This is a genomic window from Gordonibacter faecis, assembly GCF_030077735.1.
Classification (GTDB): domain Bacteria; phylum Actinomycetota; class Coriobacteriia; order Coriobacteriales; family Eggerthellaceae; genus Gordonibacter; species Gordonibacter faecis.
Genome location: NZ_JASJEU010000008.1, coordinates 93,084 through 108,993 on the forward strand (window position 1 = coordinate 93,084; position 15,910 = coordinate 108,993).

Annotated in this window: 14 protein-coding genes; 11 read left to right on the forward strand and 3 right to left on the reverse strand. The window is 58.3% G+C overall.

What is annotated here, in order from left to right:
* Positions 1-100: 100 nt before the first annotated feature.
* From QNJ86_RS04725 to QNJ86_RS04740, 4 genes are all read left to right on the forward strand, one after another.
* Positions 101-1,510 (forward strand): helix-turn-helix transcriptional regulator, encoded by a 1,410-nt coding sequence (locus QNJ86_RS04725; RefSeq protein WP_283831443.1) that lies wholly within the window; start codon positions 101-103, stop codon positions 1,508-1,510.
* Positions 1,511-1,869: 359 nt separating this feature from the next.
* Positions 1,870-3,372 carry a cytochrome ubiquinol oxidase subunit I gene (locus QNJ86_RS04730; protein WP_283831444.1) on the forward strand — a complete coding sequence of 501 codons (1,503 nt, stop codon included), beginning with the start codon at positions 1,870-1,872 and terminating at the stop codon, positions 3,370-3,372.
* An 8-nt stretch (positions 3,373-3,380) separates the two neighbouring features.
* On the forward strand, positions 3,381-4,412 hold the full coding sequence (gene cydB, locus QNJ86_RS04735; protein WP_283831500.1) for a cytochrome d ubiquinol oxidase subunit II: 1,032 nt from the start codon (positions 3,381-3,383) through the stop codon (positions 4,410-4,412).
* 220 nt (positions 4,413-4,632) lie between these two features.
* Positions 4,633-5,790: a DUF4190 domain-containing protein gene (locus tag QNJ86_RS04740; RefSeq protein ID WP_283831445.1), complete on the forward strand. Its 1,158-nt coding sequence runs from the start codon at positions 4,633-4,635 to the stop codon at positions 5,788-5,790.
* A gap of 114 nt (positions 5,791-5,904) precedes the next feature.
* Here the strand turns inward: QNJ86_RS04740 and QNJ86_RS04745 are convergent, their stop codons facing one another.
* Positions 5,905-6,171 carry a helix-turn-helix domain-containing protein gene (locus QNJ86_RS04745; RefSeq protein ID WP_283831446.1) on the reverse strand — a complete coding sequence of 89 codons (267 nt, stop codon included), beginning with the start codon at positions 6,169-6,171 and terminating at the stop codon, positions 5,905-5,907.
* A gap of 127 nt (positions 6,172-6,298) precedes the next feature.
* Here QNJ86_RS04745 and QNJ86_RS04750 point away from each other — a divergent pair, with 127 nt between their 5' ends.
* Positions 6,299-6,550, forward strand: a complete 252-nt coding sequence (locus QNJ86_RS04750) for a helix-turn-helix domain-containing protein (protein ID WP_283831501.1) — start codon at positions 6,299-6,301, stop codon at positions 6,548-6,550.
* 23 nt (positions 6,551-6,573) lie between these two features.
* On the opposite strand, the gene QNJ86_RS04755 is transcribed toward QNJ86_RS04750, so the two are convergent.
* Together QNJ86_RS04755 and QNJ86_RS04760 are read right to left on the reverse strand one after the other, a co-directional pair.
* On the reverse strand, positions 6,574-7,017 hold the full coding sequence (locus QNJ86_RS04755; protein WP_283831447.1) for a GatB/YqeY domain-containing protein: 444 nt from the start codon (positions 7,015-7,017) through the stop codon (positions 6,574-6,576).
* 442 nt (positions 7,018-7,459) lie between these two features.
* Complete coding sequence (locus tag QNJ86_RS04760; RefSeq protein WP_283831449.1) at positions 7,460-8,365, reverse strand: prepilin-type N-terminal cleavage/methylation domain-containing protein; 906 nt, start codon at positions 8,363-8,365, stop codon at positions 7,460-7,462.
* Between the two features lie 314 nt (positions 8,366-8,679).
* Here QNJ86_RS04760 and QNJ86_RS04765 point away from each other — a divergent pair, with 314 nt between their 5' ends.
* The 6 genes from QNJ86_RS04765 to QNJ86_RS04790 all read left to right on the forward strand — a co-directional run bounded on the left by QNJ86_RS04765 (position 8,680) and on the right by QNJ86_RS04790 (position 15,793).
* Positions 8,680-9,168 carry a PH domain-containing protein gene (locus QNJ86_RS04765; RefSeq protein ID WP_283831450.1) on the forward strand — a complete coding sequence of 163 codons (489 nt, stop codon included), beginning with the start codon at positions 8,680-8,682 and terminating at the stop codon, positions 9,166-9,168.
* Positions 9,168-11,231: a PH domain-containing protein gene (locus QNJ86_RS04770; RefSeq protein ID WP_283831451.1), complete on the forward strand. Its 2,064-nt coding sequence runs from the start codon at positions 9,168-9,170 to the stop codon at positions 11,229-11,231. The genes QNJ86_RS04765 and QNJ86_RS04770 overlap by 1 nt, the downstream gene beginning before the upstream one ends.
* A gap of 6 nt (positions 11,232-11,237) precedes the next feature.
* A complete protein-coding gene (gene trhA, locus QNJ86_RS04775; RefSeq protein WP_283831452.1) occupies positions 11,238-11,978 on the forward strand; it encodes a PAQR family membrane homeostasis protein TrhA in 741 nt (246 codons plus the stop codon).
* A gap of 164 nt (positions 11,979-12,142) precedes the next feature.
* The gene (locus QNJ86_RS04780; protein ID WP_283831453.1) at positions 12,143-13,495 is read left to right on the forward strand and encodes a hemolysin family protein; all 1,353 of its coding nucleotides are present in this window, start codon (positions 12,143-12,145) and stop codon (positions 13,493-13,495) included.
* Entirely contained in the window at positions 13,492-14,685 is a 1,194-nt protein-coding gene (locus QNJ86_RS04785; protein ID WP_283831454.1) for a PspC domain-containing protein, read from the forward strand. The genes QNJ86_RS04780 and QNJ86_RS04785 overlap by 4 nt, the downstream gene beginning before the upstream one ends.
* 289 nt (positions 14,686-14,974) lie before the next feature.
* A complete protein-coding gene (locus tag QNJ86_RS04790; RefSeq protein WP_283831455.1) occupies positions 14,975-15,793 on the forward strand; it encodes a CMP-2-keto-3-deoxyoctulosonic acid synthetase in 819 nt (272 codons plus the stop codon).
* Positions 15,794-15,910 lie beyond the last annotated feature (117 nt).

The following is a 15,910-nucleotide window of genomic DNA, read 5'->3' on the forward strand; positions in this document are numbered from 1 at the left end:
TTGGATTTATCGCGGTCGTATGATGAGGTAATAGAAGCCCCCTTCTTGAGCGGTTTTCAGAAGTGAGTTTCCATGCGTCGGGAGGATGACCATTAATAGCATGAAAAAGTATCAAACTACCCTCTGCGTGGCATTGGGCTGGGCATTACTTGCGGTGTGGGCCGATTTGTTTGGTCATTCGCCAGGGTTCGCTATTCCCTATTCAGGGTTGATAGGCTTGGGAAACATGAGAGTGTATTGGCTTGTTGGCCTGCTGGTTCTCGCGATAAGCATGGCAGCTTTGCCTCGTTGGTTTGAGCGTGTAAAGCGCTATCTGTTCTTCTGCTTGCCTTTGGTGGCATCATTTGGAACCATGGCTTTCGCCGTGGCATGTCAGCAGACGTTTTTCCCACCAGAAGTAGTGGCTTTATCAGGCATTATTGTTGCGGGAGCAGGCTATACGTGGTTTACGTGCCTGTTCTGCGGCATGTTGGCGCAGACGCAGTGCATGCGGTATGCCATAGGCAGCATCGTAGCAAGCCTGGCGCTCAAAACGGTTTTAGTGCAGCTCTTCACCGGGGTGTTAAGCGCCTCGGCACAAGTTGGTCTCGCCATTGCGCTTCCTCTTATTATTACCGGGTTCGCATTTGTGGCGGAGCGTGGGGAAGAAACGCGTACTGATAAAGATGAATGGAGGCCAATGGAAGATGGCTCGACTGCTTATCGCTCAATTGTTCCGCAAATTATTGTAGCGGTGTTGGTTGTAGCAACTACGCGCGTTATGACGCCCCTCGGGTTTTTCGGCGATCCGCTCAACTTGTTTTCGGGAGCGTTCTCTGCGGCGGTGGGGTCTGTGGGTGTGGGCGCCGTGCTGGTGGCGCTTTCGTATGTGCTGCTTGAGAAGCGCACAAAATCGCGTTTGAGCAAGCGGTTTATGCCCGCATTTCTTGTTATTATCTTCGCTTATTTTCTGTCAGCTACAAGTGCTTCATATCAGGGGATGCTTGCGGCAACAACCGAGGTATTCATCACGGCGATTGAAGCGCTTTCTCATGCACTGTTCTGGACGATAATGGTAACTACTATTCGTCTCAAGGAAGCATCGCCGTTTCGTGTGGTGGGGTTGGCGGCTGGTCTCTACGACGCCATTTCAATTATTTGGGTGGTGTTTTTCTTCAGCTTGGGCGTGGTGAACAATGCGGTAATAATTGTGGTTGCGTTCGTTATTGTCATGTTAGTGGTGTGGCTGACGGATAGAAACGATCAGGAGTCAAGTGAAGTTGTGCCGCCCGATCTTATGGTTGATCGACGTGCGGAAATAGCGAAAGCTCACGGACTTTCTCCACGCGAAACGGAAGTGTTTATGATGCTGGCGCAGGGGCGTTCCCGCACTTATATTAGTGATGAGTTGGTGGTATCGGAAGGCACGGTTAAAACGCATATCTCTCATATTTATACGAAGTTGGGTGTACATGGCCGTCAGGAAATGTTTGATCTTCTGCTTTCCGGCGAAGAGGGGGAGGATCGATAGTGGAACGGCTGGTTAGGGGTTGCAACAAGACCTGCTTCAGAGAAGTGTGACGCGCTTCGCGCTACTGATTACGCCAAGAGATGATTGCCTTCCCTACCACTATGACGAGGGCTCTTCCATGTACCATAAACATAACTAAAACGATAACCTTCGTAGGGGCGCTTCACGAAGCGCCCTCTCCGCCAAAGGCGGAGAACCCAACCACGACCAACATTACCCTTCGCAAAAAAATCCTTCAACGCGTAGTATTCCTTCATAATTGGTGCTACTATGGTAGCAATTAGGATCCGAGGGGAAAGCGCTGCGAGGACGCTTCCCCCTCGGAATCGCAAGTTCCAAGGACAAGAAGGGGGTGCGCAATGGATTTCTTCTCCGATCCCGTGATGCTGGCACGAGTGCAGTTCGCCTTGACGGCGGCCTATCACTTCTTCTTCGTGCCGCTAACCATCGGCCTGGGGTTGATCCTAGCCATCAACGAAACCCGGTACTACCGCTCGCGCGACGAAAAAGACGCGGCGGCCTCCCGTTTTTGGGTGAAGATCTTTACCGCGACGTTCGCGATAGGTGTTGCCACGGGCATCACGATGGAGTTCTCATTCGGAACGAACTGGGCCGACTACTCGCGCTTTGTGGGCGACATCTTCGGCGCGCCGCTGGCGGCCGAAGCGCTGCTGGCGTTCTTCCTGGAGTCGGTTTTCCTGGGCATTCTGCTGTTCGGCCGCAAGACGGTTTCGCCGAAGTTTTACCTGGTGTCGGCGTGGCTCGTGTGGTTTGGCTCGTGCCTGAGCGCGCTTTGGATCCTTATCGCTAACTCGTGGATGCAAACGCCCGCCGGCGCCGAGCTGGCAGCCGATGGCTCGAAGGCCGTCATCACTGACTTTTTGGCTGCGGCCACGAACCCGTCGCTGCTGGCGCGCTACAGTCACGTGGTAATTGCCCTGCTCATTATGGGTGCGTTCGTGGCTATGGCCGTGTCGGCGTGGTATCTGCTGAAGAAGCGCCACACCGACTTCGCCATGAAAACCATGCGCATCGGCGCCGTGGTGGGCATCATGGTCAGCTGCGTCATGATTTTCACTGCGCACGCCTCCGCCGTGGTGGTGGCCGAAGAGCAGCCCACGAAACTGGCCATGATGGAAGGCATGTACGACGACGAGGTTCCGCCGCTCTACCTGTTCGGTTGGGTGGACGAAGAGAACCAGGAGGTCATCACGCCGTTTGCCATCCCCGGCGGCACCAGCTTCTTGGCCACCGGCACCTGGGATACCGAATATCAGGGCCTGAACTCGCTGTCCGAAACGGAAAAGTACGGCGCGCTCGACCCCGAGACGGCGCCCGTGAACTTCGTGTTCCAGACCTACCATATTATGGTGGCCATGTACGGCCTCATCATGATCACGGCTATCCTCGCTATTGTGTTTACCCTGCGTAAAGGCAAGATTCAGAACATGAAGTGGCTGCAGCGCCTTGTGCTTATTTCGCCGGTGTTCCCTTTGATTGCTATCCAGACGGGTTGGTTCACCGCTGAAATGGGACGCCAACCGTGGGTAGTGTATCCGTCAACCACCGGCCCCGACGGCGTGGCTCTGGCCACTGACCAGGCAGCTTCCGCGTCGGTGTCGGCGCCGGAGCTTATGATTACCATGCTGCTGTTCTTCCTGGTGTACGTGTTCCTTATTGTGGCGTGGGCGCGCGTCATGGGTCGCTTCATCAAGGAAGGCCCGGTGGTGAGCGCGGCTGACTCAAGCGAGGCGGCTGAGGCCGCGGGTGCGGGCACGGGTGCGTCGGGCGCTCGTCAGGCGGACGTCGTTCCCGGTTTCGCGCCGGTCGACGAACCCGCGGTTGTGAAAGGCGGTGAGTAGCCGTGGAGATGACGTTCTTCAACGTGCTGTGGTTCTTTCTGATCTTTGTGCTGATAGGCGGGTACTTTGTCCTTGACGGGTTCGATCTGGGCGCGGGTGTGCTGTATCCGTTCGTGGCGAAGAACGACCACGACAAGGCCGTCGTGCGCCGCAGCATCGGGCCGGTGTGGGACGGCAATGAGGTGTGGCTGCTTACGGCGGGCGGTGCGCTGTTCGCGGCGTTTGCGCCGGCATACGCCACCACGTTTTCCGGGTTCTATCTGGCGGTGATGCTGGTGCTGTTTGGCCTGATTGTGCGCGCCGTGGCCGTGGAATTCCGCGGGCATGACCCGCAGTGGGGCCGTGCATGGGACGGCTGCTTCTTCGTGGGGTCGCTGCTGCCGGCGCTGCTTCTGGGCGTTGCGGTGGGCAACATTTACGCGGGCATTCCCATGAGCGAGGCGGGCGACTACATCGGTATGCCGCTGTTGGGCCTGATTACGCCCTTCACGCTTCTGTGTGGGCTGTTGGGTTTGGCCATGTTTATGGCGGCCGGTGCGTCCTGGTTGGCGTTGAAAGCGCCGAAGCCCTCCGACATGCAGGCGCGCGCGGCGAAGCTGCGTTTGCCCTTGCAGATGGCGGCGCTTGTGCTGTTTGTAGTGGTGTCGGTGTACGGCCACTTCGGCATTCAGCCGGCTATGGATCCGGCGCTTGGTGCGCTGCGCTGGGTGTTCGCGCTTGTTTTTGTGGCAGGTATTGTGGCCTCCGTGGTGCTGGCGCGGAAGAAGGAAAGCGACCTCGGCGCGTTTTTGGCGCAGTCCGTATCGGCGTTTTCCCTGGTGGGCCTTTTGGCTGCGTCGATGTTCCCCAACTTGGTAGTGGCATCGGCCGACAGCATTGGCCCGTCCATTACGCTGATGAGCGCCGCGTCCTCGGAGCTGTCGCTCATGTGGATGACCATTATCACGTGCGTGGGTCTGCCGTTGGTGCTGGTGTACCACGTGATTATCTACCGTACGTTCCGCGGCCGCGTGAAGGACGATGACCTGGCGCATTACTAAGTGCCTGGGGAAGGTGTGCGCGAAGGGCACCCGCGCGCCGTTATGTAAGTAATTAGATCAAAAATCTTGAAGGCCGGTTCGTTTTTCGAATCGGCCTTCGTCATCCTATAGTATAGTAACAAAATTGATTATAGTACGCGCGAGGGGACAACCGGGGGGAGAAGCTCCTGGTTCGATGGCCACAGGGAATGGCCCGCGCCTGAACGAGAGGAGAGCCATAATGGCAGATGATTTTGACAAGGAGCCGCAGAAGCCTGAACCTGCCGAGCCCGCGCCAGTGCCCGAGCCTGCTCCGGCAGCCGATCCCGCGCCTGCCGCTAGCGAACCGGTTCCCGAAGCTGAGCCCACGGCCGCTCCCGAGTCCGCACCCGTGCCTCAGCCCGTCGCTGCACCCGCACCACAGCCGCCCGCGCCCGGCACGCAGCCCTACCAGCAGCCGCCAACGCAGCCGTATGCGCCGCAGCCGAGTCAGCCGATGCCTTACGGCCAGCAGCCCGCACCTGGTCAGCCGGTGAATCCCTACGGTCAGCCGGCTCAGCCCTACTACCAGCAGCCCATGCAGAAGAGCGGCAAAGCCACAGGCGCGCTCGTGTGCGGTGTTCTCGCTATCCTGTTCGCGGGGTTGCCGCTTGTGGGCATCATCCTGGGCATTATTGCCATCGTGATGGCGGGTAAGGCCGTGAAGGAATCGGGCAAGGACGGCAAAACAACGGGTGGCAAGGTGTGCGGCATCATCGGCATTGTGCTGTCGGTGATTGCGTTCATCCTGTATATCGTGCTGAGTATGGGTGTGCTTGCGTACGTGGCTTCGCAGTCCGACGCGATCGACCGGACGCCCGTCTCGTCCTCTTCGACGAACGATTCCAGCGTGACTCTGACGGAAGAAGAGCAAAAGGTCCAGACCGTGGTTCAGACTGAGCTCGACAAGATCAAGAACAAGGACGCCGCATTCATGCAGAAGCTGGCGGCCGAACTCGATGACGAGTTCTCCACTTCATCGGGCTATAGCCTTACCGAGCTGGGCGTTGAGCCGATGGCGTTCGCGGAGTGGCTGGTGGCCGACTTCGATTACAAACTGGACGGCGTCTACGCGTTCAGTGATGGCACGGGCAGCGCTTACGCCGATGTCACGCTGCGCGACGGGTACGCGTTCCTGAGCGCTTTCCTGAACGATGCGACGGAATTTGCAAACTCTGGCGAGCAGATGGACGAAGCTACCGCGAAGGCGCGTCTCGGCGAAATTTTCAACGCCGCGATGGAAAAGACGGCCGATATGACCGACCAGTACATCAGCTTGGAGTTGAAAAAGACGGGCGACACCTGGGCTGTTGACCAGGACAGCTGGGATGAACAGGTCAGCTACCTTTTCGGTATCTAAAGTATCGCTTGCGCGGACATGATTCGAGCAAGCGATGCGAGTACGTTATGGAAGGCGGGTCACGCGGCTCGCCTTCCCGGTTTTCCCGATGAAGAAAGACGATCGAGTGAAGGGCTAATTGGCATCGTTCGGAATGATGCGATCCTCGTCGAAGAAGAATAGTCCCAGCTCAATGCCCAGTCCGTCGGCAAGGCGCGTAAGGGTATCAACGATGGCGTTCTGAAGGCCGCTTTCGATATCGGCGATGTTAGTGCGGTCGACGCCCGTCATGCGGGCTAGCATGCGAACCGACAGGCCTTGCCGCGTTCGATACATGCGGATGCGCCTACCAATGTTGATTCTGGTTTCAGAGGTTGGGATGAATGTAGTGTCGGGCTGCATTCATCAAGATTATGATATGCTTAGCGAACTTTGGCGGTATGTGTACCTCCAGTCACGTGCTGTCAAACCAGGTGAATCCGCAGTTGAGGAAGGGGATGGCGACAACACAATGCCCCTCGTAATCAGGATGGACAAACTCATGCGAAAGCACGGACTCAGTCTGAACGAGCTTTCGCGGTTGGTGGGTATAACGCCGCCGAATCTCTCGCGCCTGAAAGTGGGAAAGTCCAAGTCAATCCGTTTTTCGACGCTTGTTCCGTTGTGCGAGCATTTGCAGTGCCAACCGGGCGATTTGATTGTGTTTAAGAAGGCTGAAGACCTCACCGACGACGATGTCGTGTGCACTATAGGGGCTCCGCGCGCCCGCAAGAAAAGCTGACGAGCGCGGGAATTCGTTTCATCTTATGAGAGGCGGGTGCCCAGCTCTTGTGCTGCGGCAGCCTTGTCGAAGTTGCCGGACGTCTTCTGCGTGAGCGCACCCATGACGCGCCCCATGTCCTTTTTGGAAGACGCGCCCGTTTCCGCCAGCACTTCCCCAATGAGGGCGACCAGTTCATCGCCCGAAACTTGCTTGGGCAGATAACCTTCCAAGATAGCCACCTGCTCGGTGAGCATGTCCGTGCGCTCCTGGTCGTTGCCGGCCTTGATGGAGCCGTCGAGCGTTTCCTTCGTTTGCTTGATGAGGCGCTTGAGCATGGCGTCCACGTCGGCGTCCGTGATGTCGCGGCGCTCGTTCACTTCGATGTTTTTAATCTCGCCATGCACCTGGCGCAAGATGGACAGCCGCGGCTTATCCTTCGCCTTCATTGCGGCCTTGATCTCGTCTTTCAGCTCGTCATACTTCACGCTACGTCTCACTTTCACTAGCACTCATATCTCACCCCGGAGTATACCCCACACTCACTCTCAAAATGTAACCCCGCTGAACACCTGTCACGTATGTTTCACGTGAAACAATAAAAAACGAAAAAATTATTGCTATTACTAGGATTCATTCCCAATAACACCCCTCAAAAAATCAATTTTTCGAAAGTTGCCCCCCAAAAAATGTTTCACGTGAAACACGCGCAATAAAAAATCGAACATCAAAAAACGAATGAAAAAGTGAACAAAAAATAAATGGCCAAAAGAGCAACAAAAGAATGAAAAAAGATAGAGAAAAGGAACAACGAATGGATGACCAAAAGAGCCAGCAATGTTTCACGTGAAACAATTTGCGAAAAATCAGTCGATTAAAAAATTATTTTTATTCGCGATGAAAAAGTTAATGAAAAAATGAATGCAGCTATTAAGACGCCGCCTCAAATTTCCCGTTAACAAGATTCACTTTATTGTTTTGGTTTTGCTGCAAGATTTCGAGCATTTTTGCTCTTGCATCGGATGTGCTTTGGCCTATTCCTACACCATTGGGGACTTGGTACCACTGACCTTTGCTGCTTTCGCCAAGAAGTCCGTTGTTGTCGCATATGTAGTAAGCCGTCCAGTCGTTTTTCCTGGGATCCGGATTTGTTCCAGCGTAAAGGAAAGCCGAAGAGGAATTTGCTTCGAGGCTTTTGAATTCAATATATAAGGTACCTGTCTTATTATTTTTTCCGATGCCCTCAACAGAAGGCCACTCTTTTAAGCCATTCTTTATAGCGTATGCAATTCTAATTCCAGAATCTCCCTTTAAGACATTTCCGTATTCATCGACAAGGTCATTTCCGTTTTCATCTTTCTGGTGATACCAACTGCCATCAAAATCTAAAATGCCCAAATACAATTCTTCGTCCATGCCCAAGCCGTGGATGCTGCATTTTACGGCTATGCCGCCGGTTTCTAGATTGCCCTGAATTGAGTATGATCCTTTTTTGGGACAGAGGGAGTTGCCGTTGGTTTGGTCGCCTAGTTGCTTCATGCAGTCGATGAGCAGGCCTTCCAAATATCCAGCCTGATCGGCATCTTTGTTGAACATTGCTTCTATGGTTACCATGCTCTTGAGCGAGCGGCGGTTGGATTCGCAGGTGGCGGCCTCGGCCTTCTCAAGCTGGGTGATGAACGTGGGGATGGCAATAGCCACCAGGACGCCGACTATGGCTACTACTACCAGTAGTTCGGCCAAGGTGAAGCCCGCTTCGTGGCGGAGCGGGGCGGGGTGTCGGTTGGTTGAGGCATGCATTGTGAAGTTCATCTCCTTCTTGCCAATCTGCATCATACCTGCTCTTCGGCGTGTGTACAACAACAGGGGGAGGGCAAATAATCGTTCAACCGAACCGCGTCAGCGATAACTTTCACACGCTAACGGTAAAGTAGCCACACGCTTTTGCCCACGAAAAGTCCCGCCCGGCGACGTGTCACAGCTTCGCCCACGTAAGCCACTCCTGGCGACGCGTCGCATACCTCCGCCCACGAAAGCCCTTGTGGGGGAAAGCAAAATCCTTGTTACAGGTGTGGGGTGCACGCGAAGGTAACCCTGTGCTCTGCTATGATGGTTTCATAACCCAGCAAACCGCTGAACGAGGGACATTCATGAGAGACCTGCCTGCGAACCAACTCAATCCAAAAATTAAGAACGTGTGGCGCATCAACGATGCCATCTGGCTGACCGTGGTGTTCATCTGCTGCTTTGTGCCTTTTGCCATTGCGGCAGCCGTGGAGCCGGCCGGTTGGATAACCATCACGCTGATTGCCATTGCCGTCGTCTACCTTGCGTGCCTCATCATCTGGCTCATCGTGCTGCCGCCCATTCGTTTCGTGCGCTGGCGCTACGAGCTGTCGAACGACTACCTGGACATCGCGCGCGGCATCATATGGCGCAAACGCTTCATCATCCCGTTCATTCGCGTGCAGAACACCGACACGCGCCAAGGCCCCATCCTGCGCGCGTTTGGCCTGTCCAGCGTGACGGTGGCCACGGCGGCCGGCGAACACGAGATTCCCGGTTTGGATGTGGAAACGGCCGATCAGCTGCGCGATAAGGCGGCCGAACTGGCACGTCTCGCTCAGGAGGACGTGTGATGACCGACTATCCGCAATCGCCTTCTCAGCCGGGCGAGCCGCAGCGACCGCCGTACCCGCAGCAGCCGCCGTACCCGGACGCGCAAGGCCAGCCACAAACGCAGCCCGCGTACTACCAAAGCGCACCCTATTCGCCGCAACCAGGCGGACAGCCTGTGCCCGCGCCCATGCCTGCACAACCGTCCTACCAGCCACCGGCCGTCCCGCAGGAACCTGAGCGCCAGCATGTTCACCACAGCTACATTTGGCTGGGAAGCATTCAGGTGGGCGTCAGCATCTTTGTTGTCATGGTCATCTCGATGTTCTCAGCTATTGCCGGGGCACTTGCGGAAGGCGAAACCCTCGGGAGCGACCTGCCCATCGTTCTCTTGGTGATAGGACTGTCGTTCGGTGGGCTGCTGCTCATCATTGGTATTGTGTTTCTGTTCCAATGGTGGTCGTACCGCAACCTTTACTACGAGCTGGGGCCCGAGGAATTCAACCTCTACTCTGGCATCTTCAACAAAAAGCGCGTGCACGTGCCCTACCAGCGCATTCAGTCGGTCGACCAACGCGCGTCGCTGCTCCAGCGCATCTTTGGCGTGTGTACCGTGAGCATTGACACGGCAGGCGGCTCTACGAACAAGGCCGTTTCGGTGCCCTACGTGCAGAAGTCGAAGGCGGAACAGCTGCGCACGGAACTGTTCGCCCGCAAGCAATTCGTCACGGCGGTGCAGAATGGTATGGACCCGGTGCAAGCCGCCCAGGCGGTTGCCGCCGCCAGTGGCGTCATGATGCCGCAGGTTGCCCCCAGCGCCCCCGGCCAACCAGGAGCCCCTGGCCAACCGATCGCCCCCGGCGCCCCCACCATACCCGGCGCCCCCGCACCCGCCACCGCCAACCTCCCCCACAACGTCCTGGACGCCCCCGCCGAAATCTGGCAAGACGTGCGCGGTGTGTTCGGTGGCGCAGCCATCGACACCGGACAGGTCACCTACGAGTACGGCCTCAGCAACAAGGAGCTCGTGTTCACCGGCCTGTCAAACAACACGGCCCTGGTGCTTATAATCATCGGCGTGCTGGGTGGCGTCGCGCAGTTCGCCGGCGAGATAGTGCCCCTGTTCATGGGAGAGGGTAACCCCCTGGTGAACAGCGTACTCGCCTGGAGCGCGCAGCTGTTCGGCGGCAGCCTTATCGCCGCAGGCGTCGCAGCGGTGCTGCTGTTCGTGGCGGCGGCCTGGCTCCTTTCCATCATCGGCACGCTTATCTCGTTCGGCGGCTTCCGCGCGTGTCGCCGCGACAACCGCATCGAGGTGGAGCACGGCCTGCTGCAGCACCAACATCAAAGCGTGTCCATCGACCGTGTGCAGTCCGTTATGGTGAAGCAAAGCTTCATCCGCCGCCTGCTGGGCTACTGCGAACTGTCGCTCGGCAAGATTGACGCCATGGCTAACAGTTCGGACGAGCAACAAAAGAGCCTGACCCAAGGTCTGGTAGTGCACCCCTTCGTCAAGCTGAATCGCGTGCCGGAAATTCTTGCGGGCATCATCCCCGAGTTCGCGGACGTGCCCGTGGAAAGCACTCCGGTGGCCCCCGTGGCCCTGCGCCGTGCCCTCATCCGTCGCGGCATCATCCAAGGCACGGGCTTCTGGCTGGCCGTGATGGTGGCCATCGCGCAGGTGTGCTGCAACCTGTTCATTCCCGCCACCGGCCCCGATGCCGAGGCACTTGCCCTGCTGAACATGGGTGCGTATATAGCCTACGCGCTGTGCGTCGCGCTGCTGGTGCTTGACCTGATAGGCGCCGTGCTCTGGTTCCGCGGCACCGGCTTCGCCTACAACGAGCGCTTCATGCAGATAAGTAACGGCGGCTTCTCGCGCGAAACCATCAGTTTCCCGCGCAAGAAAATTCAGTACGGCTCCACCAAAACAAACCCGTTTCAGCGTCGCGCCGGTACCGCCACGGTGAGCGCGCGCACGGCAGCGGGCGTGGGCGGCACCACCGTTCGTCTGATTGACGCTCGCGCGGAAGATGCTGCGGCATGGCTTGACTGGCTCAAGCCCCGTACAAATGTGATAGAGTGAGGCACCATGAACAAACATGAAACATCCGACGGTCAGGAAGGCCGAAGTACCACGCCTTCATCCCATTCCCCTGCGGCCGTGCTTGCTTCGGCAAGCGCCGCGAACACCAAGCGCGCAGTGCGCGAATACTCGCGTGGCGAAGAAGTAGCGAACTCGCTGACGCATGGCTTGGGCATTGTGCTCGCGTGCGTGGCCATTGCCATCCTACTGTCGCGCGCATCCGCAGACGGCGGCGGCATCTACCTGTTCGCGTCGCTGGTGTACACCGCCACCATGCTGTTGGAATACACCATGTCCACGCTCTACCACGCCGTCACCAACGAGCGCGCGAAACGCGTGTTCAAGGTGCTCGACCACAGCTGCATCTACCTGTTCATTGCCGGCTCGTACACGCCGTTTTGCCTCATCTCCCTGGCCGATTCAGGCGGAATGTGGTTCTGCGCGTTTGTGTGGGGCGTGGCGCTTCTGGGCGTGGCGTTCGAAGCGTTCTGGGTGTTCCGCCCGCGCTGGATTTCCGCCGTGCTGTACCTGCTGCTGGGCTGGAGCGTCGTGTGGTTTTTGCCCCAGCTGGTGGCCGCGCTTCCCACAACGGGCCTGTGGCTGTTGGTGGCCGGCGGCGTGTGTTACACCATCGGTTGCGTGTTCTACGTGCTGAAAAAGATTCCCTATATGCACTCGATTTTTCACGTGTGGGTGTTGGCGGGCAGCATTTGCCAGTTCATCGCCATCGCCTACTATATTATGTAAGCGGTGCGTGCACGAGCGCGCGGGCATGACAGCCCCACGGTTTGCCGGAGCGGGAGCGGCGCGAACCGTCCGCACCCCTTTGGCGAAGGCGCTTTGGCGCCCGGCGGCCCCGCAGAAGCGCGGCCGCGTCCCACCGCCTTATGAAGGAGTGAAACCCAAGCATCATGGACATTTGGATTAGCATAGTCGTTACCTTCCTGTTAGTGCTGGTGAATGGCTATTTCTCTATGTCGGAAATGGCTCTTGTTAACGCGAAGCACGTGCTGTTGCAAAAAGAAGCCGACGAAGGTGACAAGAAGGCCCAGCGCGCGCTGGGCCTGGCAAGCGACTCGGGCCAGTTTTTGGCCACCATCCAGGTAGCCATCACACTGGTGGGCTTCTTCGCCTCGGCCGCCGCGGCCACGAATTTGTCCGACCCGCTGGCGAAGTGGCTGTCTAGCTTTGGCGTGGAGTGGCTCGCCCTCATTGCGCCTGGTTTGGCGCCTGTTCTCATCACGCTGGTGGTGTCCTACCTCAGCATTGTGGTGGGCGAGCTGGTGCCCAAGCGCATTGCGCTGGCCGACGCCGAGCGCGTGAGCAAGTCGGTGGCAGGCCCCTTGAGCGTGTTCCAAAAAGTGGTATCGCCCCTGGTGGCGCTGACATCGGCCTCGGCAAATGTGCTGTCGCGCATTCTGGGTATCAAAGATGCCGACGAGCGCCAGAACGTGTCGGAAGAAGAAATCAAGTACATGGTCACCGACAACGACGAGCTGTTAGACGACGAAAAGCGCATGATCCACGACATCCTTGACCTGGGCGACATGACCGTGCACGAAATCATGCAGCCGCGCGTGGACATGATGCTGGTGGAAGACGTGGAAACGGTGCGCCAGGCCATCGACCGCATGCGCGGCACCGGCTATTCGCGCCTGCCGGTGTACCATGAGGACATCGACCACATTGTGGGCATCGTGCACTACAAAGACCTGCTGGCGCCGCTCATGGACGGCAAGGAAGACGAGCCGGTGGCGGACTTCGCCTACGAGGCCCTGTTCGTGCCGGAAACGAAGGACATCTTCCCGCTTCTTTCCGAAATGCAAACGAATAGGCAACAGATGGCCATCGTGGTTGACGAGTACGGCGGCACCGATGGTTTAATTACGGTCGAGGACATTGTGGAGGAAATTGTCGGCGAGATTATCGACGAGTCGGACATCGAGGACAAATACGTCACCCCCCTGAAGGACGGCGAATGGCTGGCGGACGGGCGCTTCCCCGTGGAAGACGCGCTGAAGCTGGGCTGGCCGGTGACGGAATCGGACGACTACGAAACTATCGCCGGTTGGCTCATGAGCATGCTGGATGTGGTTCCCCAGGTGGGCGACGAGTTTTCCATTGGGGGTTACCGCTTCAAGATACAGGGGATGCGCAGACGGCGCATTTCGAATGTGCGCGTAACGCGCGAAGTGGGGCCGAACGGCGAAGGTGCCGAGGCTGCCGAAGGTGCTGAGAGAGGCTACGACCAGGAGGAAGCGTGACGGAAGATACTCGGTTACAGCGCTCGCGTGACGCCCTGCTGGGCGGCGTGTGTGCTGGCTTGGCCGAGCACTTCGACGTAGACCCGGTGATAGTGCGCATCCTTGCGGTGGTGCTGACGATTGGCACGGCGGGTGCGGCTGCGTTGGTGTATGTGGTGCTGTGGATGATCTTGCCGCTGGCACCCAAAGAGGTGGGCCCGGTTGAGGTGGCCCCCCAGTCCGTCCATTCCGACACGTATGGGGAAGTGAAGTATCAGCCGACGCGTCTGCGTACGGAAGAGGCTGCTCACGCTGCTGCTGAGGCGGCATCCGTGCAGCAGGCGCGCGTTTCACAGCCGTACGTGGGAGCTGGGCATGTTCCTCCCGAGCCGCCCGCCGCCGCTGCGGCCGCGTGGGCGCAGGGAAGGCCGGGGAGTTGGCAAACTCCGCCGCCCGGGTGGCAACCACCCGGGTGGCAGGTGCCGAATTGGCAAACGCCACCGGTAGCCGGGGTTGCGCCGCAATCGCCGTATGCGCAGCAACCGGGGACGGGGGCGGGGGTTTCGCCGGTGCCGCCGGTTGCGCCCGCGTCCGCCGCGCCCGCGTCCGTGCCACCTGCGGTGTCGGTGCCGCCCGTACCGCCGGTTGCCCCGGTCGCGCCCGCACCCGTACCCGTCGCCCCGGTCGCACCTTCTGCCGCCGAACGCCGCGACGGTGCCGTCACCGCAGGCATCTGGGTAGGTTCATTCCTCCTGTTCGTCGGCGTAGGCATGCTGCTGGGTAAAAACATCGACGGCGTATCCTGGTGGCAATTCTGGCCGCTTGTGCTTGCGGTGGTCGGCATCGTGCAGATGGTGGTTCCCGGCGCGCCGGGCCATCGCACCGACCGTTTCGTTGCTGGTCTCACGTTGTTTTGCCTGGGCGGCACGCTTCTCCCCATGAGCCTTGGCGTGACCGCATGGGCCACCCTCATCACCATGGTGGTGCATTTGTGGCCATTGCTGCTGGTCATGGCTGGTTTTTCCCTAATTGGTGCCGTCACACATTCGCCCGTATGGAAACTGGCATCCGGTGCGTGCTTCGTCATGTTCTGCATCGTCGGTCTGGCGTGGTACTCGGTTCCCGGAGCCGTGGATTCCTTGGTGTTGGTGCTTCCGTACGGTCGGGAGTTCGTACTTCCCTTTGCTATAACCATTGCGGCGGCGCTATAGACGCTACCGCTCACCGCGAGACTTCACAAACGGTGAAGGCGTTCGAAAAACCCGCGTGCGCCAACCATGGAGAGCCACCTGCACCTCTGCGGTTTTTGCATTTGTCAAGCGAACAAAACGTGGAGGCCGTCTCCACACTTTTTTGCCCCGAACACCCCCCATGGGCTAAAATACACTTCGACAAAACAGCATAGCGCCCCTCGGCAGCAACCACTCCCTTACAACCTACCACGCTGTCACCGCCTTGGCGGTATAGTCGCACGCTGTTCAAAGAAAGGTAATCGAGGATTTGGCTAGCAAACGATACAAGCAGCGGAAGTCGAGCATCGTCGCGAAAGTCGCGGCGGTTGGTTGCGCCTCTTTGGTGGTAGCTGGCGGCATCGGCTTTGGCTTCGCTTCTGCAGGCGGCAGCGCCCAAGAGGTCAATGCGTTCGGCATTGACGCGTTGAGCGCCCCTGCTTCCGAAAGTTCTCTGACGCTTGCGAACTATACGTCTTCCGACTCGCAGGATTCGCACGCAAACACCGCGCTTACCACTACGGCGAAGCGCGACATTTCCAAGGGCATCCAGGCCATTGAGGCCAAGGAAGAAGCCGACCGCAAAGCAGCCGAAGAAGCTGCTCGCGCTGAGGAAGAGGCCCGCGTGGCCGCTGTCGAAAGCGCCAAAGCGCAGCAGCAAGCGGTTGTTTCTCAGGAAGCTACCACGTCGGCGCTTGACGGTTTGGCCGATGTTGACTGGTCGGTGGGCCGAGACGCGTTCATCGCTGAGTGGACGGCCCGCATTGATGCGTATTTGGCTGGCTCGCCGCTGGCGGGGCAGGGCGTCACCTTTGCCACGGCCGCCTGGGACAACGGTGTTGATCCCCGCTGGTCACCCGCTATTTCCAACACCGAAAGCACCAAGGGTGCCCACTGCTTCCTTCCCTGCAATGCGTGGGGCTGGGGCCAGTCGAGTTGGGGCAGTTGGGAAGAGGCCATCAATGCGCACGTGGCAGGCTTGGCCAGCGTGTATGGCTACTCAATCACCTACAATGCGGCAGTTACGTACTGTCCGCCCAACGCCGCTCATTGGTTTGCGAGCACACTCGCACAAATGAAATCGATCTAATGTTTCCGCCGGCCGAGAGCCGGCGGAACTGTTTTAGGGGCTGCTCGGTTTACGGCCGGCGCGGCCGCCCAAGCCCTCCCACCCATGCAGCTTTTTTGCCAAACGGTGCCGATATGC

What these genes read in the sequence shown, in the direction of transcription:
- QNJ86_RS04765 (WP_283831450.1), top strand. Translation starts at nt 8,680, where the DNA reads ATGAGAGACCTGCCTGCGAACCAACTCAATCCAAAAATTAAGAACGTG.
- QNJ86_RS04770 (WP_283831451.1), top strand. Translation starts at nt 9,168, where the DNA reads ATGACCGACTATCCGCAATCGCCTTCTCAGCCGGGCGAGCCGCAGCGA.
- QNJ86_RS04780 (WP_283831453.1), top strand. Translation starts at nt 12,143, where the DNA reads ATGGACATTTGGATTAGCATAGTCGTTACCTTCCTGTTAGTGCTGGTG.
- QNJ86_RS04725 (WP_283831443.1), top strand. Translation starts at nt 101, where the DNA reads ATGAAAAAGTATCAAACTACCCTCTGCGTGGCATTGGGCTGGGCATTA.
- QNJ86_RS04760 (WP_283831449.1), bottom strand. Translation starts at nt 8,365, where the DNA reads ATGATGCAGATTGGCAAGAAGGAGATGAACTTCACAATGCATGCCTCA.
- trhA (WP_283831452.1), top strand. Translation starts at nt 11,238, where the DNA reads ATGAACAAACATGAAACATCCGACGGTCAGGAAGGCCGAAGTACCACG.
- QNJ86_RS04730 (WP_283831444.1), top strand. Translation starts at nt 1,870, where the DNA reads ATGGATTTCTTCTCCGATCCCGTGATGCTGGCACGAGTGCAGTTCGCC.
- cydB (WP_283831500.1), top strand. Translation starts at nt 3,381, where the DNA reads ATGACGTTCTTCAACGTGCTGTGGTTCTTTCTGATCTTTGTGCTGATA.
- QNJ86_RS04750 (WP_283831501.1), top strand. Translation starts at nt 6,299, where the DNA reads ATGGACAAACTCATGCGAAAGCACGGACTCAGTCTGAACGAGCTTTCG.
- QNJ86_RS04745 (WP_283831446.1), bottom strand. Translation starts at nt 6,171, where the DNA reads ATGCAGCCCGACACTACATTCATCCCAACCTCTGAAACCAGAATCAAC.
- QNJ86_RS04740 (WP_283831445.1), top strand. Translation starts at nt 4,633, where the DNA reads ATGGCAGATGATTTTGACAAGGAGCCGCAGAAGCCTGAACCTGCCGAG.